This window comes from Tissierella pigra, assembly GCF_009695605.1.
Lineage (GTDB): Bacteria > Bacillota > Clostridia > Tissierellales > Tissierellaceae > Tissierella > Tissierella pigra.
Genome location: NZ_VUNQ01000011.1, coordinates 1 through 26,494, shown reverse-complemented (window position 1 = coordinate 26,494; position 26,494 = coordinate 1). Strand labels below are relative to the sequence as shown.

Genomic DNA, 26,494 nt, shown 5'->3' with positions numbered 1-26,494 from the left:
AGGTGGGTAAATTAGAAGGATTAAAACCAGAAAGGGTTTTTTGTTACTTTGAACAATTAACACAAATACCTAGATGTTCCTATGATGAAAAAAGAGTAAGTGATTATATTAAAAGTGTAGGAGAAAAGTTAGGACTTGAAACTATTCAAGATGACACACTAAATGTAATCATAAGAAAACCAGCTACTCCAGGATACGGAAATTCTCCAGGAGTTATTATACAAGGTCATATGGATATGGTAGGTGAAAAAGAAGATGATAGTAACCATGATTTCGCCAAAGACCCTATTTCATTAAAAATAGATGGAGACTATATATATGCAGATAAAACTACTTTAGGGGCAGATAATGGAATTGCCATAGCCATGGGTCTTGCAATACTTGAAGATAATACACTGGAGCATCCTGAAATAGAACTTTTAGTAACTACATCAGAAGAAGTGGAGATGGAGGGAGCTTTAGGTCTATCTGAAAATGTTCTAAAGGGGACGAGATTGTTAAATGTAGATTCAGAGGAAGAAGGAGTTCTAGTTACTGGCTCTGCTGGTGGAGAATTAATTGAAGTAAGAATTCCTATAGAATATGAAGAAGTAGAAAATTATTCAGCTGTTCATATAGAAGTAAGAGGCTTGTTTGGAGGACACTCAGGTATGGAAATTCACAAACCTAGAGGAAATTCTAACAAGATTTTAAATGATATAGTGGAAGAACTAAAAGATGGTTTTGATATAAAATTAGTGTCTATCAATGGTGGAACTAAGGATAATGCTATTCCAAGACAAACATCTGTTACAGTTGGTGTAAAATCAGAAGAAATATCTAAATTTATAGACAAAGTAGAAGAAATCAAAGAAAAAACTATAAATAAATATAAATCAGAAGAACCAGAAATAGATGTAGCAGTATCTAAAGGAGAAGAAGTAAGCAAGGTAATAGATAACAAAGCCTTTGATGCTTTAACTCTGCTTCTTCACAATATTCCTACTGGAGTATATACTATGATTCCAGACAATAAGGAAATAGTAGAAAGTTCTAGTAACTTGGCCATATTAAAAATAGAAGATGAGCAAATTATTATTCAAGTATCTACTAGAAGTTCTACGGAAAGTGTATTGATGGAACTACGTGAAAAGATTGTAGATGAAATAAACAAAACCCATTCTAAATGCAGTATAAGTGGAAATTATCCAGAATGGGAATACAATCCTAATTCAAGACTAAGAGATACAGCACTTGAAATATACAAAGATATGTTTGGAAAAGAAATGGAATCTACAGTTATTCATGCAGGATTGGAATGTGGGGTACTTGCTAAAAAATATCCTAAATTGGATATTATCTCCTTTGGTCCTAATATGTATGATGTTCACACTCCAAAGGAAAGACTTAGTATATCATCTACAGAGAGGACCTATGAATATTTAATTAAACTTTTGACTAAATTACAATAACCGAGTAAAAGGCTAGTTGGAGAATAGATTTTCTAACTAGCCTTTTTATATAGTCATAGCCTTATGATATAATGTTATATAATTAATAATGCTGTTAAAAGAGGTGTTAATATGGAAAATGTCAAAATGTGTTTAAACCTAAATAAGATTAAAGATATATTTAATTCATTAAATTTAGGAGTTCATGTAGTGGATTCTAAAGGTGTAACAATTTTATATAATAAGGCCTGTGAAGAAATAGAAGGAATTGAAAGCAATTGGATTGTGGGAAAGGATATGAAAAATCTAGTAAGTGAAGGTGTTTATTCTGAATCTGTTGCTTTGGAAGTTATTGAAAAGGGAGAAGTAGTGGGGAAAACCCAGAAAGCAAATGGAAAAAATATTTTTTCCACAGGAGTCCCAATTTTTGAAGATGGACAGCTGATAAATGTAGTTGTAAGTGTTATGGACATAACAAGTATAGAAAATTTGAAGTTTCAATTAAATGAACTAAGAAGCGTAAATATAAGGATGCAAAGAGAGCTAGATATATTAAATGCTAAGGAAACAGAAGATAATTATATGATAGCCAAAAGTAAAGTTATAAAGGATATACAAAACTTAGCTCTTAGAATTGCCAAGGTAGATTCTACAGTATTGATTACAGGAGAATCGGGAGTAGGAAAAGGGGTTCTCAGTAAATATATACATGAAAATAGTCTTAGACAAAAAGGAAATTTTATAAAGGTTGACTGTTCTTCACTTCCTGAAAGTCTAATAGAATCGGAACTATTTGGATATGTAGAAGGAGCATTTACAGGAGCTAAGAAAGAAGGGAAAATAGGGTTGATTCAGTTGGCACATAAGGGGACTCTATTTTTAGATGAAATTGGAGAACTGCCACTTAATCTACAAGTAAAGCTTTTATCTGTAATTCAAGATAAAGTATTGCAAAAGGTTGGGGGTACAGAGAATATATCTGTAGACACTAGGATTATAGCTGCTACAAATAAGGATTTACATCAAATGGTAGAAGAAGGAAAGTTTCGTAGCGATTTATACTACAGATTAAAGGTTGTTCCAATTGATATTCCTCCCTTGAGAGAAAGGAAAGAAGACATAGTTCCATTGATTAAGTTTTTCCTAGAAAGATTAAATGAACATTATAATTATGATAAAAGAATTTCTTCAAGGGCAATGCAGTTACTAATTAGTTATGATTGGCCGGGAAACATACGTGAGTTAGAAAATGAAATTGAAAGATTAGTTGTAACGTCTGAAATGAATCTAATAAGTGAAAGAGATATTTTAAGTGGAGATATAGGCAAAATTAGAACTATGGCATTAGATGAGACTAAATCCTTTAAGGAAAATATCTATAACTATGAGAAAGTATTATTAGATGAATATATGTATAAGGCAGGAGATATACATGAGTTAAGCAAAATGACCGGATTAGAAGCCAGTACCTTAAGAAAAAAGGCAAAAAGACTTGGGATTGACCTTAAATTCAGCACGGGAAAAAATTCCTAATTGGCAGGAAAAAATTCCTCAACCTTAAAATTATACGTTTTGAAGGTTCTTGTAGGTAATTGAAGTTTTAAGAGAGAAAAAAATCTTCTGAATAATTAATTTAATAATATATAAAGAGACATATTATTTAAGATTAAAGTATTTTTTAGAACTTTACAAAAAGATATAATAATTATATATCTGTTCAAAATAAGTAAATTACCATATCATCTAAATATTAGATATAAAAATAAAACTTCTTTCAATAATTATTGAAAGAAGTTTTATTTTTGGCATAAGTCTTGCTATATATAAGGGCAGTGGTTAGAAATAGCAAAGTTATATATTAATATCGGAGGTGCAATAATGTTTATTGATAAAAGTTTGAAACAGTATGCCTTAGATACTAAGAGTAGTGATCCTACTCCTGGAGGCGGAAGTGTATCAGCTTATGTAGGAACACTTGGATCAGCTTTAACAAGTATGGTTGGTGGATTAACATTTTCTAAGAAGAATTATGAAGAGTTACCAGAAGAAGTAAGAACTACCTTAGAAACAAATGAAAAAGAATTAGAAGGATTATTTGAAGAATTAGCAAATATAGTAGACGAAGATACAAATGCTTTTGATAAAGTAATGGAAGCATTTAAAATGCCAAAAGAAACAGATGAAGATAAAAAGGCTAGATCACAAGCTATTCAAGATGGATATAAAATTGCATTGGAAGTTCCTTTAAAATGTGCAGAGAAATGCCATAGAGTATTGGAATTACAAGATGTTTTTGCGAAGTATGGAAATGTAAATGCTATAACTGATATAGGAGTAGGTGTATTATTAGCTTATTCAGGATTAGAAGGTGCATTATTAAATGTAACTATTAATCTAGGAAGCATAAAAGATGAAGAATATAGAAATACAATATCAGCAGAAGTATCTTCATTATTGAATTCAGCAAAAGAATTAAAGGAAGCATCCTTAAAAGTTGTTTATGAAAGGCTTAATGGCTAGAAACATATAAATTTATATTAAGGAGAGATAATAGTGGAAAAGAAATTCATACTTGCAGTACCTAATTTTAGTGATGGTAGAAGACAAGAAGTAATAGATGCAATTTCTGGTACAATTAAAAATAGAGAAGACGTTAAACTTGTTACTTGTGAACCAGAACATGATTTTAACAGAACGGTTTTAACAATAATCGGAGAACCAGCTCCATTAAAAGAAGCTTTATTAGAAATGGCTGCAAAATCATATGAGTTAATTGATATGACAGTTCAAGAGGGAACTCACCCAAGAATAGGTGGACAAGATACAATTCCTCTATTCCCATTAATGAATACAACAGTAGAAGAGTGTAAAGAATTAGCAGAAGAAATAGGAAAAGAATTATTTGAAAAACATCAAGTACCAATATTCTTCTCTGGTGAAAATGCTAGAACAGAAGATAAAAAGAGTATTTCATATATAAGAAAAGGACAATATGAAGGATTAAAAGCTTTATTAGATGATCCTAATCATCCAGACCATGAAGCAAGACGTCCTGATTTATCAGTAGACGGAAAATTAAGTCCTGAATTAGGAGCAACTATAGTGTCTGCAGATAAAGAAGGTTTAACTGCATACAATGTATTCCTAGCTACAGAAGATGTAAATATAGCTAAACAAATAGCAAAAGCTGTAAGAGGGCCAAGCGGTGGATATTCAACAGTAAGAGCAGTAGGAATCAAGTTCCCAGAAAGAGAAGGAGTAGTTGTGTCAATGAATATGTTTGACTGTGCAAACACTCCACTTTATAGAACTTTTGAATTAGTTAAACTTGAAGCTCAAAAATATGGTGTAGCAGTAACAGGTTCAGAATTAGTAGGACCAGTTAAATTAGAATACTTATTAAATAACTTAAATCATTATTTAGGATTACAAGGATTAAAGCAAGAACAAATATTAGAAACTCACTTAATGGGTTAATAAATATAAGGCTGTCCATCTAGGAACGTAAATGGACAGCCTTATACATGTGATTCAAATAACAGAAAGAAGAAGGTGACAGAACTGAAAACAATAAATTTAAGCAAAAACAAAGACTATGATTTAAGTCAATTAGATTTAAATGATCCCAAGGTTCTAGACTCTATTGAATTAGATAGAAGAGACTGGACAATGGGAGCTATAAAAGCATTTATAATTTCAGCAATAGCAATATTTGTGTTTTTCGTACCTATAAATGGGGGAATTCCATTTGGATATATTTACCAAGGTGCAATATCAATTGTAGATTCACTAATAGTTATTAATGGACAGGCTGTTGGAGCATTATTATTATGTACAATTGTACTTATGAGTACAGGAATTGCAAGTGTAATTGGAAAATTCTTTTCAAAAAAGGAAAGTAAGCTTTATAAGTATTTTGAAGCAGATTCAATCATACATCCATTTTTATATTTAGCAGGTGGAATATTTATATTACTTTATTTCTTAAATAAAATTGGTGTTTATTCTGCACCAGAAATGATAGTTGGACCATCAACAGGTGAAATGGTAATACCTGGAGTAGTTATAGGTGTAGCATTTATTATTCCAGTAGGAGCATTCTTTATTCCTTTCTTAACTGATTATGGCTGTATAGATTTCTTTGGAGTTCTTTTAGAGCCTCTAATGAGACCATTGTTTAAGACACCGGGAAAATCAGCAGTTGATGCCTGTGCTTCTTTCGTAGGATCAACAACTATGGGAATTATAATTACTAGTAGAATGTATAGAGGAAATATATATACAGAGAAAGAATCATCTATAGTGGCTACTTGCTTTAGTGCGGTTTCTGTAGGCTATGCTCTGTTAGTTATGGAAACAGCAGGAATAGGTGAACACTTTATAAAGACTTATTTTGTATCATTCTTATTAGCCTTTATATTAGCTGCTATTTGTAGTAGATTGTGGCCTTTAAATAAAAAGAGAGATGTATTCGCAAATGGAAAAGTGCAAACAGATGAAGATAGAAAAGAAGCTTCATTAAAATTTGGACCTTCAATGTTAAAGGCTGGTGTAAATAGGGCATCTGTCAGAGCTCATACATCAGGTGGAATGTTTAAGAGAATAGTTGATTCAGTTGTGGATTCATTTCCTGTATTACCAAAGGTTATTACTTTATTATGTTCCATAGGTATACTAGGTATGATTGTTGCAAAATATACTCCAGTATTTGATATAATAGGATATGCTTTTTTACCTTTAACTAAATTGTTAGGAGTACCAGATGCTCAAGTTGCAGCAACAGCAATTCCAACTGGAATTACAGAGATGTTTATTCCAGTATTAACTATTGCAGATAAGGTAGCTCAGTTACACATTAAGACAAGATTTTTTGTAACTGTAGTTTCAATGGTACAAATTATATTCTTAGCAGAGTCAGTAGTTGTAATTATGAATACAGGACTTCCTTTAAAATTCAAAGAATTAATGATTATATTCTTACAAAGAACCATAATAGCAATGCCATTTGCTGCATTGTTTATGCATATACTATTTTAAAATAAATACCATGTCTAGAATTTCGAGACATGGTATTTATTTTATATTATCTATAAAATTAGTTGCAACAGTAGACAAATTACTATCTTCTAAGGTTATTATAGATACTTGAGAAAATAAGGATTCATTGTCTATGATTTTAAACTTTAAGTTATTTGCTAAAACCAGGTTTTTAGATGACATTGGAACAATAGCAACACCTAATCCAGTATTTGCCCATAGAAGCGAAGTTCTAGAATCATCATTAATACAGAATATATATGGATTTACATCAAGTTTTTGAAATGCAGATACTATTATGTTTTCAAATCGACGATAAATAATAAGAGGTTTTCCATCTAAATCTTTTATGCTGATTTTAGAATTTATTTTATCTAAATCATTATCCTCTTTATATGCAGCTATCATAGGTTCCATTTCTAAATAATGAGTATTTAGTCCTGTTTTATCAAAAGGAGTCCTTACAATTCCTACTTCAATAACTCTTGAAAATAATAGATTAATAATTTCAGGAGTTATACCTTCATAGACTTCATATTTGATATTGTTATATTTTTTATGAAATCTAAGAAAAGTATTTTCTAGGAAATCAGCATCTATTGCAGATATAGTGCCTATTTTTAGAGTACCTTTAAATCCTGATTTACTGTCTTCTAGTTCTTTTCTTATGGAATTTTTCAATTCAAGAATATTATTTGCCTTAGTATAGAGAATTTCACCTGCTTCTGTCAAGGTGATTTTTCGAGGTCCTCTATGAAACAACTTAACATCTAAGTCATCCTCTAGATTTTTAATATGGTTACTAAGGGCAGGCTGTGCAATATGAAGTTTTCTTGCAGCAGCTGTAATATTTCCTTCATTTACAACAGTAATAAAATATAAAAGTTGTTTTATATCCACGTCAACCCTCCCTATATAATAAAATATATACATTCCATAATATATTGATATTTTAATTATATATTTATTCATGTTAAACTACAATAGTATAGATGGAAAAGGAGTGAAAGTATATGATAACAGATATGACAAGGGGAAATCCAACTAAGACTTTAATAGCATTTACTTTTCCCATGTTAATTGGAAACCTATTTCAGCAATTATATAATATAGTAGATTCAGTTGTAGTTGGAAGATATGTAGGAAAAAATGCTTTGGCAGCAGTAGGCTCGTCTTTTATGCTTATGAACTTTTTTTCCTTTGTTATAATAGGTTTATGTATGGGAGCAGCAGTAGTATATTCCTATTATTTTGGTGAGAGGAATTACTCAAATCTTAGGAAAACTATATTTATATCATTTTCATCCATAGGGATTTTTACTATTGTATTATCTATTATATTAGTATTTACTACAAAGGGTATGCTAAACCTTATAAATACACCAGAAGAAATATTCTTAGACTCACAAAAATATTTACAAACCATATTTGCAGGATTGATATTTGTTTACCTATATAATGCTTGTTCAGCTTTACTTAGATCCATAGGGGATTCAAAAACACCTTTATACTTTCTAATATTAGCGGCTATAATCAATATAGTACTAGATTTATTATTTGTCATAGTTTATGATATGGGAGTATTTGGAGTTGCATTTGCCACTGTAATTGCTCAAGGAGTTTCATCTATTTTATGTTTAATATATGGGCTCTGGAAAATAGAATTTATAAGGTTGAAGAAAGAAGATTTAGTATTTGATAAAGGTATATTTGCAATGGTAAGTAAATTTAGCTTTCTTACATCTATTCAACAGTCCATAATGACCTTTGGAATGGTATGTGTACAAGGTATAGTAAATACCTTTGGTTCAGATACTATTGCGGCTTTTACTGCGGCAGGTAAGGTAGACTCCATAGCATATTTGCCAGTTCAAGATTTTGGAAATGCCTTTGGAACATATGTGGCACAAAACAAAGGAGCTAAGAAAAATGACAGAATAATTCAGGGAGTAAAATCAGCCATAAAAACTATAATAATATTTTGTCTTATAATGTCCATAATAATATATATGAGTTCAAGCAGTCTAATGAGAATATTTGTAGAGGCAAGTGAAGTAAATGTAATTAAATTAGGAGTAGAATATTTATCAATAATATCTGTTTTCTATGTTCTAATAGGATTTTTATTTATGTTTTACGGATTTTTCAGAGGTATTGGTGAATTAAATATATCTTTGATTCTTACAATAATTTCATTAGGTACTAGGGTACTTATGGCTTATATACTTTCAAGTATTCCATCTATAGCACAAAGAGGAATATGGTGGTCTGTTCCCATAGGTTGGGCTTTAGCCGATGGAATAGGATTTATACTGTATAGAAGGACAAAGCACAAAAAACTACTTATTGAAGAAGATAGTCCTAAGTGTTAAAATCTAATTAAGTATCAAAATCAAGAATTGGAGAGATTGTATGGAAGAATTAATAAAAAGAATAAATGAACTTTCTCATAAGTCTAAAACCATAGGACTAACAGATGAAGAAAAGGAAGAACAACAAAAATTGCGTCAAGAATACCTTAAAATATTTAGAGGAAATATGAAAAGGACTTTAATGGAAGTCAAAGTAGTAGATGAGGAAGGCAACGATGTGACTCCTGAGAAGTTAAAAGAAGAACAAAGAAAAAAACATATGAACTAGTTAAATAAATTCCCTTAGTTACAACAACTAAGGGAATTTATTTAAGTGATTTTTAATAAAAACATGGTATAATATTGGTGATTGATATATTTAAATTATAAGGAGGGGGTTTTTGTGAATAAAATCATATTCACTGGTGGGTTATTAATAAATGGTACTGGAGAAGTAATAGAAGATTCTATGGTAGTAGTAGAAGCTAAAAAAATTAAATATGCAGGACCTAAGTTGGATACAGAACAAGAAGGTACAGTAATTGATATAACTGGAAAAACTATTATGCCAGGTTTAATAGATACACACCTTCATTTTAGCGGTAATTTAAGTGATGACGATAATGAATGGGTACTTGAACCAGCAATTCAAAAAACTGTAGTAGCAGTGGCACAAGCAAAAGAATCCTTAGAACATGGTTTAACTACAGTAGGAGAAATCTCTCGTTCAGGTATACATATTAGGAATATGATTGAAAAAGGAGTTATTGAAGGGCCAAGAGTAATAACAACAGGACTTGGTTTTTGTAGAACTGCTGGACATGGAGATTCCCATAGACTGCCTTTAGAATATAATAATGACTCTCATCCTTGGGCAGAAAGAGTAGATGGACCTTGGGAATTAAGAAAAGCCATTAGAAAGAGACTTCGTGAAAATCCAGATGCAGTTAAGATATGGTCTACTGGTGGAGGAATATGGAGATATGATGCTAAGGCTGATACTCACTATACAATGGAAGAAATACAGGCAGTAGTTGATGAGTGTAATATGGTAGGTATACCTGTATGGTCCCATGCTGAAGGCTATGAAGGAGCTTTAAATTCATGTAAAGCAGGAGTAGATTCTATTATTCATGGACAAGAATTAAATGAAGAATGTTTAGAGATTATGAAGGAAAAGGATATAACATTCTGCCCTACACTTCAATTCTTCTTTGAATGGTTTACAGTATATGAGCCGCCATATAGACCTATACATGATCAGTATCCAGGAAATACAACTGCGGAAAAAGAGTTGAACCGTATAATTGATAATTTACAAAATGCCAATAAAAAAGGAATTAGAATTACAGTAGGTTCTGACTCCTTCTGTAGTAGCTTAACTCCTTATGGTAAATATGCAATTACAGAAATGTATGCACTAAATAAGGCAGGGTTAACAGAAATGGAAGTAATACTTGCTGCAACTAAAAATGGAGCAGAGATGTTAAAGGTAGATAAGATTACAGGAACTTTGGAAGAAGGAAAGTTTGCAGATATAATAGTTTTAAAAGAAAATCCTTTATTGGATATTCATAATATTTCTGTTGATAATATGGAAGTAATTATGAAGGAAGGACAGTTTGTAAAAAAATTAATATAAAAATAAATAAGTCCTATGTCAATCAGCCATAGGACTTATTTTAAACTAATTTTAAAATTGCTAATATTATTAGTAGAATACCAGATAACCAAGATAAATTGATTTTTGTCTTTTCCATAATCTTTTTTCCGATAAAGATTCCGCTGTAAATAGAAAGTAATCCTATAATTAAAGATAATCCTATTACATGAATATAATTAATATTACCTAGACTACTTCCAAAACCTACAGCCAATGAATCTAGTGAAAGGGCAGTGGCAAGATATACTGCTTCCTTTGCATCAAGTTTTTTAGATAGATTAAAATCTGCTTTAGTTTCATCGCAATATACATCTATCATTATCCATATATCAAATAGTTTTATTTTAACTTTCTCATTTTCTTCTAACTTCTTTTCCAAATAGGTTTTAATAATACTTTCAAATAAATAATATATTCCAAGTAGCATTAGTATAGAAAAGCTTAATATTAATGTAATATTATTAGGGAGTATTTTTTTTATTTGAGAGCCAAAGAAAATAGAAACACCTAGGAAAAGTGAACAAATAGTATTAATAATTAGGATTGACCTAAATGGTATCTTTATTTTATTTGTTCCGTAAGCAATACTAGCTACGAAAGAGTCTAAAGATAATACCAATACTAATAGTATAACTTCCATACTCACACCCCTATCATTTAAAACTAGTATTATTTTATTCAAATTACTAATATATGTGATGAAATAAGGAGAGATTGTAATATTAGCTAATCTACTTTTATATAAATAATATAATTGATTAAAGAATAAATATAGCTACCATATTGCAAGAGCTTTTCGTATCTACATTATTAAGTTATAAAAGATTAACAGATATGGCAATTTTATTTTAAATAATAAAAATAGAATTACCTCTTAATTATAATTAAGAGGTAATTTTGATGACTATTTTAGTAAATTTAAAGATAGGATAGAGGATTTGAAAAAATAAGGTGAGATTTAGTAGAATTCATTATGTTATAATATAGTAAATAAATTTCTAGGGGGATAAAAAAATGGAATCAATAGTAACCATAAGGAATTTAAGTAAAAGCTATGGAGATAAAGAAGTACTAAGGGATATTAATCTAGATGTACATAAGGGAGAAATCATAGGGTATATTGGACCAAATGGTGCTGGTAAGAGTACGACTGTAAAGATAATGTTAGGTTTAGTTGGAGACTATTCTGGAGATATAAGGATATTTGGTGAAGATATAAGAGATGGAAAAGTAGACTATAAGAAGAAAATTGGATATGTACCTGAGACTGCTGAAATTTATGAAAACCTTACAGCTAGAGAATATCTAACTTTTATTGGAGAGCTCTATGGTATGAAATATGAAGAAGCAAATAAAAAAGCTGGGAAGCTAATGGATTTATTTGGGGTTAAAGATGTTTACGATGCTAGAATTAGCTCTTATTCTAAGGGAATGAAGCAAAAGGCTCTTATAATATCAGCCTTAATCAATGATCCTGAAGTTCTATTCCTAGATGAACCTTTAAGTGGAATGGATGCCAACAGTGTTATGGTATTTAAGGAAGTATTAGCAGAATTAGCTAGAAAGGGAAAAACTATTTTTTATTCTTCTCATATCATGGAGGTAGTAGAAAAAATCAGCAGTAGGATAATACTTATAAATAATGGAGAAATAGTAGCAGATGGAAGTTTCAATGATTTAAAGGGTACAACTATGGATAGTTCATTAGAGGAGATATTTAACCAATTAACTGGATTTAATGAACACGAGAAAATAGCTAAGGAAATAGTGGCTACCATAGAAGAGGTGATATAGATGAAGGATTTTGGAGTATTGAGATTCTTAGATGTTTTCAGGGGAGTATTTGAAAAAATGGGAGTAGATTATCCTGTTATGCGAAAGATACTCAATGTAAAGCTAATATTAGATGGAAGAAGAGTATCTACCATTTTAAGCAATGAAAATAATAAGAAAAAGGTAAAAGAAGATAATGACAAGAATAATTTTCTAAAATCTTTATGGACATATGTTTTAATGGGAGCATTCTTAATTTTATTTATAGTAGTTGGAGATAATTTCTTGTTTCAAATGAGCTTTGTATTTGGAGTAATTATTTTTTTATTGATGACTTCTTTAATAGCAGATTTTAGTTCTGTACTGCTGGATATAAAGGATAAAGAGATACTGCTTTCAAAGCCTGTAGATAGTAAGACTTTAAACATGGCTAAAATATTACATATATTTATGTATATTACAGTTATTACTATGGCTATTTCTGGCCCTTCGCTTATTGCATCTATAATAAGACATGGGATAACTTTCTTCTTAATATATTTGGTAGAAGTAATTTTGATTGCATTATTTATAATAATACTCACCGCCCTTATTTACCTTGTAGTTCTTAGGTTTTCCAGTGGCGAAAAACTAAAGGATATTATTAACTATGTTCAAATAGGTTTAGCCATAGGAATGTCACTGGGGTATCAATTAATAGGCAGGATTTTTAATTTCATAGATATAAATAATTTAGAATTTAATCCAAGCCCATGGAAATACTTTTTTCCACCATTATGGTTTGCAGCACCCTTTGAGTTAATATTAAAGGGTAATAATCAAAGTTATATTGTAATTTACTCTATACTTGGAGTGTTAATTCCAATCATATCTATAGTAATTTATATAAAATTCATACCTATATTTGAAAGAAATTTACAGAAGTTAAATAGTGCAGAGGGGCAGACTAAGGATAAAAGCAAAGTTAATATTTTTATATCTAAGGTAGTTTGTAAAGATGAAGAGGAAAGAAGTTTTTACAAATTTGCTACTAGTATGCTAAAAAATGAAAGAACTTTCAAGTTAAAGGTTTATCCAAGTTTGGGAATGGCAATTATATTTCCATTTCTTATGATGTTTAGTATGAATAGAAGTCAAATCTCAAATATTTCCAATACGAAGAATTATTTATGGATTTATATGGTTTTTGCAATGATTCCTAATATATTAGCCTTTTTAGGGTATTCGGGAAATTATAAAGGGGCATGGATATACGAAACTATACCTATTAAAAATAAAGCAGCTATTTATAGAGGAACTGTTAAGGCAGCAATTGTTAATCTATTTGTACCAGTATTTATTTTAGTTAGTTTAATATTTTTAATTATATATAAAATGCAGATAGTTGAACAAATTATAGTGGTTGGAATAAATATGCTGCTATTTATCATTATAGAATTTAAAATATTAGATAAGAAGCTACCATTTTCCAAAGCCTTTGAAGTAACAGAAGGGCCAGGTGGATATAATATTATAATAGGTATCCTTATAATGGGAGTATTTGTATTGGGACACTATATATTGACTAGAATTCCTTATGGTGCATATATTTATATTCCAGTTGGATTAATTGCAACTAAAGCAGTCTGGAAAAAATGTATTAGTTAAAGGAAGATGATAATGATTTATTTAAATGCTTTTACATTTCCAAATAAGGACATGGAATTTGATTTTTTTCTAGGGATAAAAAGAACTTGCTATGACTCCTTTTATCCATTTAATATATTATCAAGAAATAAATTTGAAAGAATTGATTTTCAGCCAATTACAATTTTATATGGAGGAAATGGTTCAGGAAAGTCAACTGCATTGAATGTTATAGCAGAAAAAACAGGAGTCAATCGTGATTCTATCTATAATAAATCTAATTTTTATACCGACTATGTCAGTATGTGTACAATGGAGATTAGGACTGAGATTTCTGAAAAGAGTAGAATTATTACTAGTGATGATGTATTTGATTATATGTTTAATATCCGTAACCTTAACGAAGGAATCGACCAAAAACGAGAAGAACTTTTTGAGGAATATTTGGATTCTAAGTATTCTCACTTTCAAATGAATTCCATAGCAGATTATGAAAAATTAAAAAAGATAAATGACACTAGAAGAAAAACTCAATCTCGTTTTGTAAGAAATGAATTAATGGATAATGTACGAGAATATTCAAATGGTGAAAGTTCCTTTTTATATTTTACGGAAAAGATAGAAGAAGACGGACTTTATTTATTAGACGAGCCTGAAAACAGCCTTTCTCCAAAACGTCAAATGGAGTTAATGAAATTTATTGAGGACTCAGCACGATTTTTTAAATGTCAGTTTATTATATCAACACATTCTCCTTTTCTTCTTGCTATGGCTGAGGCGAAAATATATGATCTTGATGAAAATCCAGTTGTAGTGAAGAAATGGACAGAACTAGAAAATGTGCGTACATACTATGAGTTTTTCAAGAAATATGAAAGTGAGTTTTAAATAATATATCCCTTAATCGTTACGATTAAGGGATATATTATTATTGTTTAATGATGTTTAGATTTGAAGGGTCTCCCATAATTCATAAGAGTCCTCCAGTTGCTTTTCAATTAATTCTTTTTGGGCAAATAATTCATATAATTTATCTGCATTATCGCTGTTTAAAGCCATTTCTTCATCAATCAGTTTTAATTTATTTTCAAATTCTTCAATTTCCTTTTCAACCTGTGCTATTTTAAAGGTATTAGGTTTTTTAGGTGGTTTAGTTGGAATGGCTTTAACTGGCTTAGATCCTTTTATTATAGGTTTTACAACTATTTCCTTTTCCCTTATTTCTAAATATTCATCATATGGTACAGGATATAGTTTAGCTTTAGATTTATCTAATACCATTATCTTTGTGGCTACTTTTTGTACAAAATATCTATCATGGGAGACAAATAAAATTGTGCCATTGAAATTAGAAAGTGTTTCTTCTAAAACTTCCCTAGAATCAATATCCAAATGGTTAGTAGGCTCATCTAGAATCATAAAATTCACTTTATCAAGTATTAAAGAACATAATTTAAGTCGAGATTTTTCACCACCAGATAGGGATTTGATTTTCTTATATACATCATCTCTAATGAATAACATTTTTGCCAGTTCAGACCTTGCTTCTGAATTGCTGATATTATGTTTTGCAGCAAAGTAATCAAGAATTGTCATATCTTCATCTTCAAATACTACATTTTGTGGTAAATAGCCTAATTTTATACTGGATCCTATGGTAAAGTTCCCATTATCAGCTTCAATTTCTCCAAGTATAATTTTCAATAAGGTTGTTTTTCCACCACCATTTTCTCCCATTATACATAACTTATCCTGATAAAATAGAGTAAAGGATATATCTGAAAATAATTTTTTCTGAGGAAAGGATTTTTTCAAGTTTTCTACATTAAGAACAATCTTTCCAGAACGATTTACTTTTTCGGCAGAGAGTCTAATTTTGGAATCTTCCAATGTTGGTCTATCTACTACTTCTACTTTTTCCAATCGTTTTTCAAGCTCTTTAGCACGTTTATACATCTTTTCACTATCTCTCATGGCACCCCAAATTCTATATCTTTCAATTTGCTGTTCCATTCTCTCAATTTTTCTTTGATTATTTATATAGGCATTATATTCTAACTCAAATCGCCTTTGCTTTTCCTCAACATAGTAACTATAATTTCCATCATAGATTTTTGTACCTGTAGGTTCTAACTCTATAATTCTATTGGCAACTTTATCAAGGAAACTTCTATCATGTGAAACCATAAGAACTGTACCATTATATCCTAATAAAAATTCTTCCAACCATTCAATGGATTCTATGTCTAAATGGTTAGTAGGCTCATCTAATAAGAGTATATCTGGATTTTCTAAAAGTAATTTTGCTAAAAGAACTCTGGTTTTTTCACCACCAGATAATTGTTCAAATAATTTATTTCTAAAATCATCTGGTATGAAAAGTCCATTACATACTTTGTTTATATTGATTTCCATAGTATATCCGCCACAGCGTTCAAATTCCTCCATGAGAAGACCATAATTTTTCATTTCAATCTCTAATTCTTCACCAGATAAATTTTTTAATCTTTCCTCAAATCCTTTTAATTCTAGCTTAATATTAAATATATTTTCAAAAGGCATTTCAAGGATTTCTATTACAGTAGTATCCTTGGAACATTTGAATATCTGGTCTAAATATCCAATTCTACTTCCTTTTCTAAAGCTAATATTTCCTCCATGATAATCTTCAATGCCCATTAGTATCTTCATTAAAGTAGTTTTTCCGCATCCATTCTGTCCAATCAACCCGACCCTTTCATTACTGTGTAATTCAAAGGATATATTTTCAAAAATCTTATTTGCTCCATAATATTTGATTAAACTATTTATACTACATTCAATCATATGTACCACCTCACTTAGTTAAATTATATTTGAAGAAATATTCATAGTCAAGGATAGGAAAGATCACAATAAATCTTTCAAAATCAATTATCTATCTCTTTTCTTATAATTGTAGTCTGTAGGAATGGAAAAATAAAGATTAATAAGATATAATATAAAAAGATGTACCCAAATTTTAAAAAGAAAGGGTGTTTTTTATGAGAAATATAACTAAATTATTAAAGCATAGTGCAAGGAGGGTGCACTCACTTTAACCCTCCAAAATGAAGATTTTAGGAGGAAATATTTTGGTAGATAATAAAATTATTATTAGAGAAACAAGTAGAGATGATTTAGATAACATCATGAAGCTATGGAATAATGGCGAAGTAATGAAATTTGTAGGTTTTCCTCATGGCTTGGGAACAACTATAAAGAATCTTGAAAAGTGGATTATACAGGCAATAAAACTACCATATCGTTGTCATTATTCTATTTATTTAGAGGATGGTACTTATTGCGGAGAAACATTTTATAATACCGATGTAAATACTAAAACAGCTGCATTAGATATTAAATTATTACCCATTGTCCAAGGTAAAGGAATTGCTTCAGAGGCATTATTATATACTATAGATAAAGCCTTTGAAGAAGGAAAGGCTGAAAGAGTATATGTGGAGCCACATAAAGATAATATAAGTGCATGGAAACTTTACGAAAGATTAGGGTTCGTCAGCAAACCTCGACCTGTTTACCTTGAAGATAATGATGTCTATTTAGAGATTGAAAGAGATGAATGGATATAAAGATTTTTATAGTATAAGTTATATCTTAAAAATGTAAGTGACATTGTTCAATATATGAAAGTCTTCTAAATGTAAAACATGGGTTTTATAACAGTCTTTAAGGCTGATATAAAACCCATATTTTTAGTAGATTTTAGATTATTTGCTATAATGTTCTAAAAGATACTTTACCTTTTCTGGATCAACAGGGTAGCCTACTTCTCGAACAGTTTCCATCATGGCTTCAATATTTTCTGAAGGAGTATCTATAGGTAAACTGCAACCAGACATAACAACATAACCTTTAGGTGAATCATAACCTTCCAAAATACATTCTAAAGTTTTGACATGAATATCTCTTGGAGTTCCAATATACATAATCCCACTGGGGTCAACATTTCCTAGAATTTTTGTTTGGTTACCAATCGTATTTTTACAATCTTTTAAGCTTGCTACATTATCTATACTCATACCTCCAATACCTATGTCAGCAAGATCCTGCCAAATTTTATCAGTTTGACCACATATATGAATAATGGGGCTGCTACCATAGCTTTTTATATAATCAACAAGTTCTTTTAAGTATGGCAGAGAAAATTCTCTAAAGGTATTAGGACTAATTACGGTACAAGAGGACATGGGTTCAGATATTGTAGGATTTAATCCAATGTCCATAGAAGCTTTTACATAGGCCTTACATGTTTCTAAGGAAATCTTACAAAGTTTATGTACAGCCTCTGGATTTTTATATATAAGTTTTAATGTTTCATTCACTCCGAAAAGGAAAAAGGCATTGGTAAAAGGACCAACAACTCCTGCGGAACATTTTATCTCATCTTTTGCAAGATCTCGTAAGTATTTCATTGCATCTAAATATATAGGCAATCGACCATCCTTATATGGATTGGCAGGAGTTAATGTGTCAATGTCTTCTATACGAGAAATTGCAGGTTTTACTAAATCCACAGTATCATCATCTGGTAAGATGACAGTCGCACCCATGGCTTCTGCCCAAGTAAATAAATCAGTAAAGATACGTAAGCTATCACATCCAAATTTACGATATGCTGCCATTTGTGCTTCAGCAATAATCTTAGGATTATGATTGAACTCGGAAATTTTACAACCATAAATTCTTGCTACTCCATTGGCAATATTGGGATTGCAGGGCAATCTATCTACTTCCACACCATTTGCAATAGCTGCTCCTCTTTCAGCTGGAGTCATAAGATCAGTATTAGACATAAATATAACCTCCTAAATAACAATTATAGTTAAGTGATAAAAATATTAGTCGTTTATAGTCCAATGAAGAATTTTGGATTTCATTAAATCAAATAGGTGCATTATGCAAACTAAAATTAAAGCCATAAATATAAAACCAACAATTACAAGGTCAAATCTAGCAAAATCAGAATAATACTGGACAAAATATCCCATACCAGAAGTTGCACCAAACATTTCTGCAACAGTTAGCATTACAAATGAAAACTTAAGTGCAATGGCACAGCCTGATAATATAGTAGGTGAGGCAGCCGGAAGTATGACTCTAAACATCCTTTCTGCACCTTTTATTTCTAAAGTAGCTGCATTTTCTAAATACTTTTTATCAATAGTAATTACTGCGTTAATTGTTGTACCTAATATTGGCCAAAATGATCCTAAAAATATAATAAATATAGATGCTATTCGAAATGATGGAAAAATATGAATTGCAAATGGTGTTAAAAGTGTAGCAGGAACTGCACTAAAGCCATTGATGTAGGGGGTGATATTCTTTCGAAGCAGTTTATTTAATCCAATAAATACACCAATACTTATTCCTAAAATAACAGCTGTAACATAAGCAGGTACAAGAAGACCCAAGGAATTTATTAGACCCAATATAAGCTTGCTAAAGTGTGTAACAAATCCTGGAATAATTTTACTGAATCCTGGAAATAAAAAAGGGTCAAATATTCCAAGGAAATCCGTTCCTAATCCATAAAATAGCACTATTCCAATAAAGATAAGAATAACCCCTAATCTATCGGATATAAATTTTTTCATATAAGTATACACTCCTTTTAAATATTAAATTACCAAGGTTTTCATCTATAAAAACAGCAGAGTTGATATATACATATCAATTCTGCCATAGATAAATACTATGAATTAAAAATTATTACTGTTAAATTCAACTAGTTTATCTTTAAAAAATGTGTTATCAGGATAGTCATTTATTAGAGAATCCAAAGCTGATTTATAATGATTTATATCTATATGATCTTCAATTTTAATTGCAGGATCCTTGATATAACCAAAAGACTGCATTTTTTCCCACATCTTTATTACGCTATTTTTGTAAGGATCAGTTTCATAAATCATATGTTCACTAAGTAAAAAACTTTCTGCAGTTTCAACAGACATATCTAAATTTTCAACTGTCAATTCAACAACACGACTCATATCATGCTGCATATCTGCTTCAGCTCTTAAATAAGCACGGAGTAATCTTTCTGCTGCTTCAGGATTTTCCTTTAACCAGCTAGTTTTAGCAATCATACGACAACATGAATGGTTTGGCCACAGTTCATCAGGCCATAAAACTATTTTCATTCCTGCATCAGCAATTTGAAGTTCAAAGCCTGTGGAAACTGATCCAAAGTCAGCTTCACCATTTCTTACTGCTTCCATTACATCTGTATTCTTTTTCATTTCGATAAATGTGACATCTTTTTCTAGATCAAATCCTGCATCATGTAAGATACCTTTTAATACAATATCAGGTGTACCACCTCTCATGATAGCAATTTTTTTACCACGAAAATCTTCCACACTATTATATACAGTATCAGGCATTGCAAAAACAGGAGTTGCTCCAATAATCATATAACCACCAAATATAGTAAATTCTTGACCATTTGCAATTTGTATCAAAGGACCACCTGTACCGTAGGTAGAAATAACATCTACCTGTCCTGAACTTAGGGCAGAAAAGGCATCTGAACCGTTGTTTATATAAACAAGATCAACATCTACTTTTTCTTCTTCTAAATATCCTTTGTCTTCAGATAAAAACTGAAATACTTGACCAGATGTTGCTTGTGCTGCTAATTTAACTTTAAGGACTTCATTATCTGATCCTAAATCATTGGAACTAGCGTTTAGGTTTTTCGTAGAACAAGCAGTTGAAAGTAAAGATACTACAATCAATAGTAGAATAATTTTTGCTTCTTTTTTCATCATTACACCCCTTATGTATTTTTAATATGTATTACTAGATTTTTTCTGAACTTCATCGTATATGATTTTTATTAGCTCATTTCGTAACTCCATTGCATTAGGATCATCGTAAATAGACTTACTATCTAGTTTCTTTTCTCTACAAAAAGAATGACTATGTATAATTTTACTTGGAGATTGACCAAATATAAAAATATCTGTTGCTAGAAGTAATGCTTCATCTACATCATGAGTAACAAAAAATATAGTTTTTCTATTTACAGTTTCCTGTTTCCATAAATCTAAGATTAGATTTTGAAGATTTGATCTAGTGACTGCATCTAAGGCACCAAAGGGTTCATCCATTAAAAGGATTGGAGGGTCAATGCTGAATGCACGAGCAATTGCACAACGTTGCTGCATACCTCCCGACAGTTCCTTTGGAAGTTTGTTGAAAGCAGACTCATCAAGACCAACATCTTTCATTCTTCTAAGAGCTTCTGCTTTTCTATCAGATGCACTCATATCTTTAAATTTTTGTTTGATTGCTATCATAATATTTTCACCAGCACTCATCCAAGGGAATAAACCACTATCTTGAAATACCATCCCTCTTTGTAGACTAGCATTTGTTAGTGGTTCATTTCCAATAGTGATTTTTCCTGAACTTGGTTTCTCTAAACCAGCCAGTAAACGAAGAAAAGTGCTTTTTCCACAACCAGATTGACCTAACAGACATACAAATGAACCCGATTTGACTTCAATATTAATATCAGCCAATATAGCATCTTTGTCATAGGAAAAGCTTAAACCATTTACAGATATATCCATCATAATTTTCCCTCCTTATTTAGTATTACATCTGCAATTTAAGTTATAATAAGTAAGGATTTATCAACACAAATCATAAGATTAAACTGATATGTATTTAATAGCAAATTACTAGATTAACACAACATAGTAGAGTATATAGTAAAAGAAAAACTTTGTCTAATAATTATTGTTTATAAGAAAAATTATGATATTGGTAAATCTTATAATTAATAGATTTACATTTTTATTGTAATGAACTAGGTGCAGATGTATATACTACCAATGAAGGAAGGCTACAAAGGGAATAAAATCAATTGCAGCAGTTAACTAAATATTATATCATCACAGGTAAATACAAAATCCATATGAAATGGACAGTTGTTTTCTCCACCAAATAAATGGTTCATTCCCAATCCTATATGATAAGTACCTAAGGATTTTTCGTCAATAGACGAAATACCTGTTAAATCTTTGACTTCAGGATTTAGTCCGATTCCAAACTCACATAAGATTCGAAAATTTTCTGGTAGTGAATTAAAAAATTCAGTTAATTTTTTAGAAGAAGACTTCATAAATTTACCATCTTTAAAGGTCATAAGTACATCTCTATATATTTGTCCCTTTAAATTTACCATGGAGACTAGTAAATCTCCATTACTATTATTTTCTATAGGAGCTATATAAACTTCACCTGGAGGAAAATCTCCACACCCATCATCTATAAACCATTCCCTATTATTAATATCTAATTTTAATGAATATTCTTTTCCAGTGAGTATTTCTATACTATTTTTATCTCTAAGGCTTTCGACTTTTTCTTTACAAAATTTTTTTAATTTAGGAAAATTTACAGACAGAGCATTACATAAAGCCCAGTTATAAATATCATAATCTAAACCTGCCTTAGAGGCATTTATTTCTGTAGGAACGTTAATCTGTATATAATACTTTTTATTTTCAGTTAGAGAGTTGAACAATTCACCTAAATATTTCTTGAATTTAGGTATACTCGATTCAGAAACTCCATTGGGTAAACTAGGGGGATACATGAATATATCTATTACTTGATTAAAAGAAGATAGATACCTTAAGTATTCTTCAGGAGTTTCTAGATTATTGTCAATTAAATTTAAAACTACTTTTTCAAAAAAAGAATTTGAGCAATGATGTTTAGAAGGAATGATTCCTTTTTTACTTAAATTCTCTGAAATCAAATCTAAAATTTTTAGATCTTCATTATCACCCCAAAAGTTCAATAAAACAAAATCTCCTTTTTCAAAGGGAAACCCTTCACAAATATTTGGAATAATGTCTGTAAATTTCACATCAATACCTCCTGTTAAGTTTATTTTGATATATATCAAATTATATTTTAGTACAAAACCTCTTTAGAATCAATTTAATTTTATATATATAGAATTAAATGTTATAAAAATATATAGATATATATTGAAATAGAAAACACAATAGTATACAATAAGAGTATAAATCATAGGGGGGAATATGATGAAGGATATAAATTGGTTAAAGGAAAATTATTTGAACTTTTTAGAAGAAAAACAAGAGAATTATAAAACAAACATAGAGGAACTACGAAAAAAGGAATGCTTAGATGAGGCTAATTTAGACAAGATAAGACTAAATATAGTTGAGATATTTTATAAAATGTTTAATATTAGTTTCAGTGATAAATCTGTAGACTTAGAAGAAAAATATCTAGATTTCTTTCATAAGATAACAAAGTCTTGGTATATAAATAAAGAAAAAGCTTTAAAGTTTGGGGAGGAAAAGGAAGTAATAATAGAAGATATAAAAATACAGGAAGCTGAAGAATTGAAAAGTCGATTTAAAGAATATTTTAAAGAGATATATTGATTAGGAGTGGTAAAATGAACTCATTAGAGATTTTCAAATGCTTGGCAGATAGCTCTAGATTAAGAATTATAAATAGTTTAATGATAGAGCCTATGTATGTGGAACTACTGGCTGAAAGATTAGAACTATCTGCTTCAACTATTTCTTTTCATCTTAAAAAATTAATGGAAGCTAATATAGTATCATGTAAAAAAGAGCAATACTATACAGTTTATAGACTAAATGAAAAGATATTTTCAATGAATCTTAAAGATTTAGTAAAGGATAATAGAAATGAAGAAGAAATCTTAAATCAAAGAGAAGAAAAATATAGACAAAAAGTAATAGAATCTTTTTTCAAGTACAACAAACTAAAGGATTTGCCAGTACAGCAAAAGAAAAAACAAATAGTTTTAGAAAAAATAGTAGAAAGTTTTGAAAGAAATAGGACTTATACAGAAAAGGAAGTCAATTTAATAATAGCAGATTTTCATGACGACTTTTGTACCATAAGAAGAGATTTAATAGGATTTAATCTTATGGAAAGAGAAGATGGAATATACAAAAGAATATAGAGCATAAATTTGATTTAGATAATACTTTGTAGAAAGGAGGGAATTCAGTGGGAAACAGTGGAGTTGAAAAGTGGATGAAAGAAAATAGAATCATTAATTTCCCCAGAAGGAAAAGTGACAAAATAAATCTTTTTTACTATTTAACTAATTTAGAGTTTGAAAATGGAGTAGAGTATACCGAAAAAGAAATTAATCATAAATTAGTTAATTACTATGAAGATTATGCCTTGCTACGTAGATATCTTGTGGATTTTGGTTTATTAGAAAGAAGCAAAGATTGCTCTGTATATATCCGTAAACAGGATAGAGAATATGTAGCAAATAATAATCATTAATATTATTTACAAACAATTAAATTGGATATTATGATGAATGAAGCAGTCACTAAATTGGTAGAAGCTTTATTTATAGCAAATGGTGAATATATATCCCATGAAAAATGGATTCTTCATTTTAGCAGAAGTCTTCCGTGGACACCTACAAAATGGGATATAAAAATTTCCGAGGCAATGAGTACAGGAGATTTATCACAAGAGAGTTTAATTAAAAGGCAAAATAATATTGAAAAATTATGGGAAGAAATAGACTCATACATTATAAAAAAAGAATGTCCTAATTTTAAACTTAAAGTTATGCAGAAAACCTTTTACGATTTGCTCCAACTATTGAGTAGTAATGATTATATAACAATTGAAGAATGGAGTAAAAATGCAAGTAAATCATTACTATTAGCAGAACCTTTTTTTAGTTGTGTAACGGCTATAGATGGTAAGATTATTTTTGATAAAGAAAAAGCTTTATCCATAAAACCAGAGGATTTATATTACTGGCATTATGAAATACTAGAAAAAGCCTTAATGAAAATATAGTATCTATTAATCTAAAAGTAAGGAGTATCATTTATTTTGTAGGACTATTAAATCTATTTTTAAAAATCAAAAAATTATATTGACTTTTGGTGCATAATAAAATATCATAATATAAACGAACACGAACAAAATGACGTTGACGAGGAGGAGTACATACTCACCTGAAGCATAGAGAGAAGATGGTTGGTGAAAATCTTCGTGAAGGAAGTGTGGAAGTAGCCTTTGAGTTGTGAACTGAAAAGATATAATCCTAGTAGGTTTCAACGGAATTTTCCACCGTTAAAAGGAAAGCAATATCAGATAATATATTTTATCTCGTATTGACAGAGTGCAGATAGTCATATCTGAAATTAGGTGGTACCACGGACATATATAGTTCGCCCTAAGCTTTAAACATTAAGGCTTGAGGCGGACTTTTTATTTTGTCTTATGAATGGTTGAAAGAATAGCATATATTTTAATGAAATAAACAAATAAAATTATATAAGGAGGATTAATTATGATTTATGATAAAGAAAATAAAACAATTACTACTGAGAGGCTAGTACTAAGGATATTTGAAAAATCTGATGCAGAAACTGTTACTAAGCTTTGTAATAATTATAATATTTATAAAAATACATTATATATACCTTATCCATACTCCATAGATTGTGCTTTATTATGGATACAAGCTCACGTTGATAACTTTGATGCTGACAGGTTATATGAGTTTGCTATTACAGATAAGGAGAAAGGAATATTATATGGTGCTGTAGCATTATCTAATAATCAACGATTTAATAATGGAGAAATAGCATATTGGATTGGTGAAGAGTTTTGGGGAAATGGATATGCTACGGAAGCAAGTAAAGCTATTTTAGAATTTGCCTTCAATGTTAAAGGGTACCACAAAGTATACGCCCGTTATTTTGCTTCAAATCCTGCTTCTGGTAGAGTTATAGAAAAGCTAGGTATGGTAAGAGAAGGAATTTTAATTGACCATGTAATGAAGGATAGTCGATACGAAGATCTTATATATTATGGTATTATAAACTCATAAGTTTTTAGAGTTTCTAATGAAAAATATAAGCTAAAAAGAGAATTTACTTGTAAATATTGGTACAATGATATAAGATATGTTCATTATAGTTATAAAAGGAGAATCTTATGAAAAAACTAATTTCAAACATTGTAGGGTAATATAATTTAATACCAATCTTAAAAATACTTTTCACTTATTAAGTATACAAGTTTATTTTATGTATAGTTTAATACTATTATTTTATAATGTAGTTATAACTATTGTACATAAAAATTGTATTTACGATAGGTTTATTAAGGTTGATTTTTAAGATAATCAATGTTAAGAAATAGTTTTTGCATTTATACCTTTTATAAATTTATGCTATAAAAAATACAATAAATTGATTATATTTTTTAAATTGCATACTTCTATATTTGTTATGTTATTAAATACCATACTTAATGTATGGATTTTTTGTATAATAAATAGGCATTTGTCTATCTATTTTACATATATAAAATAACAATAAATTTATTAAGGTTGTAAATGAAATCTAATTTCATTTACAATTTTTTTATTTAATAGGAAAGTCCTACTTTTCCTATTAAATAAAAAAAAGGCAGCCCAGGAATCTTGAGCATGCCAATAAAGCCTAAGATTGTTAGACTATTTTCTGTACTCGTAATGAACACCACGAATACCA

The 26,494-nt window shown here is 29.8% G+C and carries 25 protein-coding genes and 1 other annotated feature; of the genes, 17 read left to right on the top strand and 8 right to left on the bottom strand.

Going from position 1 to position 26,494, the window contains the following annotated elements; all coding sequences use genetic code 11:
• Positions 1-2 precede the first annotated feature (2 nt).
• The 5 genes from FYJ83_RS06660 (at position 3) to FYJ83_RS06640 (ending at position 6,467) form a co-directional block, all read left to right on the top strand.
• Positions 3-1,451, top strand: a complete 1,449-nt coding sequence (locus FYJ83_RS06660; RefSeq protein WP_216584593.1) for an aminoacyl-histidine dipeptidase — start codon at positions 3-5, stop codon at positions 1,449-1,451.
• Positions 1,452-1,562: 111 nt separating this feature from the next.
• Positions 1,563-2,963: a sigma-54 interaction domain-containing protein gene (locus tag FYJ83_RS06655; protein ID WP_154439555.1), complete on the top strand. Its 1,401-nt coding sequence runs from the start codon at positions 1,563-1,565 to the stop codon at positions 2,961-2,963.
• Between the two features lie 345 nt (positions 2,964-3,308).
• On the top strand, positions 3,309-3,950 hold the full coding sequence (locus tag FYJ83_RS06650; protein ID WP_154439554.1) for a cyclodeaminase/cyclohydrolase family protein: 642 nt from the start codon (positions 3,309-3,311) through the stop codon (positions 3,948-3,950).
• Between the two features lie 33 nt (positions 3,951-3,983).
• Positions 3,984-4,907 (top strand): glutamate formimidoyltransferase, encoded by a 924-nt coding sequence (ftcD, locus tag FYJ83_RS06645; protein ID WP_326828315.1) that lies wholly within the window; start codon positions 3,984-3,986, stop codon positions 4,905-4,907.
• 75 nt (positions 4,908-4,982) lie between these two features.
• Positions 4,983-6,467: a YjiH family protein gene (locus FYJ83_RS06640; RefSeq protein WP_154439553.1), complete on the top strand. Its 1,485-nt coding sequence runs from the start codon at positions 4,983-4,985 to the stop codon at positions 6,465-6,467.
• A 36-nt stretch (positions 6,468-6,503) separates the two neighbouring features.
• Here the strand turns inward: FYJ83_RS06640 and FYJ83_RS06635 are convergent, their stop codons facing one another.
• On the bottom strand, positions 6,504-7,367 hold the full coding sequence (locus FYJ83_RS06635; RefSeq protein WP_216584594.1) for a LysR family transcriptional regulator: 864 nt from the start codon (positions 7,365-7,367) through the stop codon (positions 6,504-6,506).
• Positions 7,368-7,480: 113 nt separating this feature from the next.
• Here FYJ83_RS06635 and FYJ83_RS06630 point away from each other — a divergent pair, with 113 nt between their 5' ends.
• From FYJ83_RS06630 to FYJ83_RS06620, 3 genes are all read left to right on the top strand, one after another.
• Positions 7,481-8,839 carry an MATE family efflux transporter gene (locus tag FYJ83_RS06630; protein WP_154439552.1) on the top strand — a complete coding sequence of 453 codons (1,359 nt, stop codon included), beginning with the start codon at positions 7,481-7,483 and terminating at the stop codon, positions 8,837-8,839.
• Between the two features lie 40 nt (positions 8,840-8,879).
• Positions 8,880-9,107, top strand: a complete 228-nt coding sequence (locus FYJ83_RS06625; protein ID WP_154439551.1) for a DUF896 domain-containing protein — start codon at positions 8,880-8,882, stop codon at positions 9,105-9,107.
• Between the two features lie 114 nt (positions 9,108-9,221).
• On the top strand, positions 9,222-10,460 hold the full coding sequence (locus tag FYJ83_RS06620) for a metal-dependent hydrolase family protein (RefSeq protein WP_326828314.1): 1,239 nt from the start codon (positions 9,222-9,224) through the stop codon (positions 10,458-10,460).
• A gap of 40 nt (positions 10,461-10,500) precedes the next feature.
• Here FYJ83_RS06620 and ytaF read toward each other — a convergent pair whose 3' ends face one another.
• Positions 10,501-11,121 carry a sporulation membrane protein YtaF gene (gene ytaF, locus FYJ83_RS06615; RefSeq protein ID WP_154439549.1) on the bottom strand — a complete coding sequence of 207 codons (621 nt, stop codon included), beginning with the start codon at positions 11,119-11,121 and terminating at the stop codon, positions 10,501-10,503.
• Positions 11,122-11,495: 374 nt separating this feature from the next.
• Between ytaF and FYJ83_RS06610 the strand changes: the two genes are divergently transcribed.
• From FYJ83_RS06610 to FYJ83_RS06600, 3 genes are read left to right on the top strand one after another with little or no spacing between them, the layout of a single operon-like run.
• Positions 11,496-12,275 carry an ABC transporter ATP-binding protein gene (locus FYJ83_RS06610; protein WP_154439548.1) on the top strand — a complete coding sequence of 260 codons (780 nt, stop codon included), beginning with the start codon at positions 11,496-11,498 and terminating at the stop codon, positions 12,273-12,275.
• Positions 12,276-13,901, top strand: coding sequence for a hypothetical protein (locus FYJ83_RS06605; protein ID WP_154439547.1), 1,626 nt, complete (start codon positions 12,276-12,278; stop codon positions 13,899-13,901).
• A gap of 12 nt (positions 13,902-13,913) precedes the next feature.
• Positions 13,914-14,768 (top strand): AAA family ATPase, encoded by an 855-nt coding sequence (locus tag FYJ83_RS06600; protein WP_154439546.1) that lies wholly within the window; start codon positions 13,914-13,916, stop codon positions 14,766-14,768.
• 57 nt (positions 14,769-14,825) lie between these two features.
• On the opposite strand, the gene abc-f is transcribed toward FYJ83_RS06600, so the two are convergent.
• Positions 14,826-16,706 carry a ribosomal protection-like ABC-F family protein gene (gene abc-f, locus FYJ83_RS06595; protein WP_154439545.1) on the bottom strand — a complete coding sequence of 627 codons (1,881 nt, stop codon included), beginning with the start codon at positions 16,704-16,706 and terminating at the stop codon, positions 14,826-14,828.
• 287 nt (positions 16,707-16,993) lie between these two features.
• Between abc-f and FYJ83_RS06590 the strand changes: the two genes are divergently transcribed.
• Positions 16,994-17,491 (top strand): GNAT family N-acetyltransferase, encoded by a 498-nt coding sequence (locus FYJ83_RS06590; RefSeq protein WP_195837936.1) that lies wholly within the window; start codon positions 16,994-16,996, stop codon positions 17,489-17,491.
• Between the two features lie 138 nt (positions 17,492-17,629).
• Here the strand turns inward: FYJ83_RS06590 and FYJ83_RS06585 are convergent, their stop codons facing one another.
• The 5 genes from FYJ83_RS06585 to FYJ83_RS06565 form a co-directional block, all read right to left on the bottom strand.
• Positions 17,630-18,715 carry a uroporphyrinogen decarboxylase family protein gene (locus FYJ83_RS06585; RefSeq protein WP_154439543.1) on the bottom strand — a complete coding sequence of 362 codons (1,086 nt, stop codon included), beginning with the start codon at positions 18,713-18,715 and terminating at the stop codon, positions 17,630-17,632.
• Positions 18,716-18,760: 45 nt separating this feature from the next.
• Positions 18,761-19,519 carry an ABC transporter permease gene (locus FYJ83_RS06580; protein WP_154439542.1) on the bottom strand — a complete coding sequence of 253 codons (759 nt, stop codon included), beginning with the start codon at positions 19,517-19,519 and terminating at the stop codon, positions 18,761-18,763.
• A 105-nt stretch (positions 19,520-19,624) separates the two neighbouring features.
• Positions 19,625-20,695, bottom strand: a complete 1,071-nt coding sequence (locus FYJ83_RS06575) for an ABC transporter substrate-binding protein (protein WP_154439541.1) — start codon at positions 20,693-20,695, stop codon at positions 19,625-19,627.
• A gap of 21 nt (positions 20,696-20,716) precedes the next feature.
• Complete coding sequence (locus FYJ83_RS06570; protein WP_154439540.1) at positions 20,717-21,508, bottom strand: ABC transporter ATP-binding protein; 792 nt, start codon at positions 21,506-21,508, stop codon at positions 20,717-20,719.
• Between the two features lie 302 nt (positions 21,509-21,810).
• Positions 21,811-22,812, bottom strand: coding sequence for an aminopeptidase (locus FYJ83_RS06565; RefSeq protein WP_195837935.1), 1,002 nt, complete (start codon positions 22,810-22,812; stop codon positions 21,811-21,813).
• 181 nt (positions 22,813-22,993) lie between these two features.
• Between FYJ83_RS06565 and FYJ83_RS06560 the strand changes: the two genes are divergently transcribed.
• The 5 genes from FYJ83_RS06560 (at position 22,994) to FYJ83_RS06540 (ending at position 25,827) form a co-directional block, all read left to right on the top strand.
• Positions 22,994-23,362: a hypothetical protein gene (locus tag FYJ83_RS06560; protein WP_154439538.1), complete on the top strand. Its 369-nt coding sequence runs from the start codon at positions 22,994-22,996 to the stop codon at positions 23,360-23,362.
• 14 nt (positions 23,363-23,376) lie between these two features.
• Positions 23,377-23,916 carry a DUF2087 domain-containing protein gene (locus FYJ83_RS06555; protein ID WP_154439537.1) on the top strand — a complete coding sequence of 180 codons (540 nt, stop codon included), beginning with the start codon at positions 23,377-23,379 and terminating at the stop codon, positions 23,914-23,916.
• 47 nt (positions 23,917-23,963) lie between these two features.
• Positions 23,964-24,251 (top strand): DUF2087 domain-containing protein, encoded by a 288-nt coding sequence (locus FYJ83_RS06550; RefSeq protein WP_326828313.1) that lies wholly within the window; start codon positions 23,964-23,966, stop codon positions 24,249-24,251.
• A gap of 30 nt (positions 24,252-24,281) precedes the next feature.
• Positions 24,282-24,785, top strand: coding sequence for a hypothetical protein (locus FYJ83_RS06545; RefSeq protein ID WP_229768516.1), 504 nt, complete (start codon positions 24,282-24,284; stop codon positions 24,783-24,785).
• A gap of 127 nt (positions 24,786-24,912) precedes the next feature.
• Positions 24,913-25,173: a binding site (T-box leader), on the top strand.
• Positions 25,174-25,284: 111 nt separating this feature from the next.
• Positions 25,285-25,827, top strand: coding sequence for a GNAT family N-acetyltransferase (locus tag FYJ83_RS06540; RefSeq protein ID WP_154439535.1), 543 nt, complete (start codon positions 25,285-25,287; stop codon positions 25,825-25,827).
• The last annotated feature ends 667 nt before the right edge of the window (positions 25,828-26,494 follow it).

Bases quoted from the DNA above. Each gene is read 5' to 3' on its own strand.
- FYJ83_RS06655 (WP_154439555.1), top strand. From the start codon at position 1,563: ATGGAAAATGTCAAAATGTGTTTAAACCTAAATAAGATTAAAGATATA.
- FYJ83_RS06650 (WP_154439554.1), top strand. From the start codon at position 3,309: ATGTTTATTGATAAAAGTTTGAAACAGTATGCCTTAGATACTAAGAGT.
- FYJ83_RS06630 (WP_154439552.1), top strand. From the start codon at position 7,481: ATGATAACAGATATGACAAGGGGAAATCCAACTAAGACTTTAATAGCA.
- FYJ83_RS06625 (WP_154439551.1), top strand. From the start codon at position 8,880: ATGGAAGAATTAATAAAAAGAATAAATGAACTTTCTCATAAGTCTAAA.
- ytaF (WP_154439549.1), bottom strand. From the start codon at position 11,121: ATGGAAGTTATACTATTAGTATTGGTATTATCTTTAGACTCTTTCGTA.
- FYJ83_RS06610 (WP_154439548.1), top strand. From the start codon at position 11,496: ATGGAATCAATAGTAACCATAAGGAATTTAAGTAAAAGCTATGGAGAT.
- FYJ83_RS06605 (WP_154439547.1), top strand. From the start codon at position 12,276: ATGAAGGATTTTGGAGTATTGAGATTCTTAGATGTTTTCAGGGGAGTA.
- FYJ83_RS06600 (WP_154439546.1), top strand. From the start codon at position 13,914: ATGATTTATTTAAATGCTTTTACATTTCCAAATAAGGACATGGAATTT.
- abc-f (WP_154439545.1), bottom strand. From the start codon at position 16,706: ATGATTGAATGTAGTATAAATAGTTTAATCAAATATTATGGAGCAAAT.
- FYJ83_RS06585 (WP_154439543.1), bottom strand. From the start codon at position 18,715: ATGTCTAATACTGATCTTATGACTCCAGCTGAAAGAGGAGCAGCTATT.
- FYJ83_RS06580 (WP_154439542.1), bottom strand. From the start codon at position 19,519: ATGAAAAAATTTATATCCGATAGATTAGGGGTTATTCTTATCTTTATT.
- FYJ83_RS06575 (WP_154439541.1), bottom strand. From the start codon at position 20,695: ATGAAAAAAGAAGCAAAAATTATTCTACTATTGATTGTAGTATCTTTA.
- FYJ83_RS06570 (WP_154439540.1), bottom strand. From the start codon at position 21,508: ATGATGGATATATCTGTAAATGGTTTAAGCTTTTCCTATGACAAAGAT.
- FYJ83_RS06560 (WP_154439538.1), top strand. From the start codon at position 22,994: ATGAAGGATATAAATTGGTTAAAGGAAAATTATTTGAACTTTTTAGAA.
- FYJ83_RS06555 (WP_154439537.1), top strand. From the start codon at position 23,377: ATGAACTCATTAGAGATTTTCAAATGCTTGGCAGATAGCTCTAGATTA.
- FYJ83_RS06545 (WP_229768516.1), top strand. From the start codon at position 24,282: ATGATGAATGAAGCAGTCACTAAATTGGTAGAAGCTTTATTTATAGCA.
- FYJ83_RS06540 (WP_154439535.1), top strand. From the start codon at position 25,285: ATGATTTATGATAAAGAAAATAAAACAATTACTACTGAGAGGCTAGTA.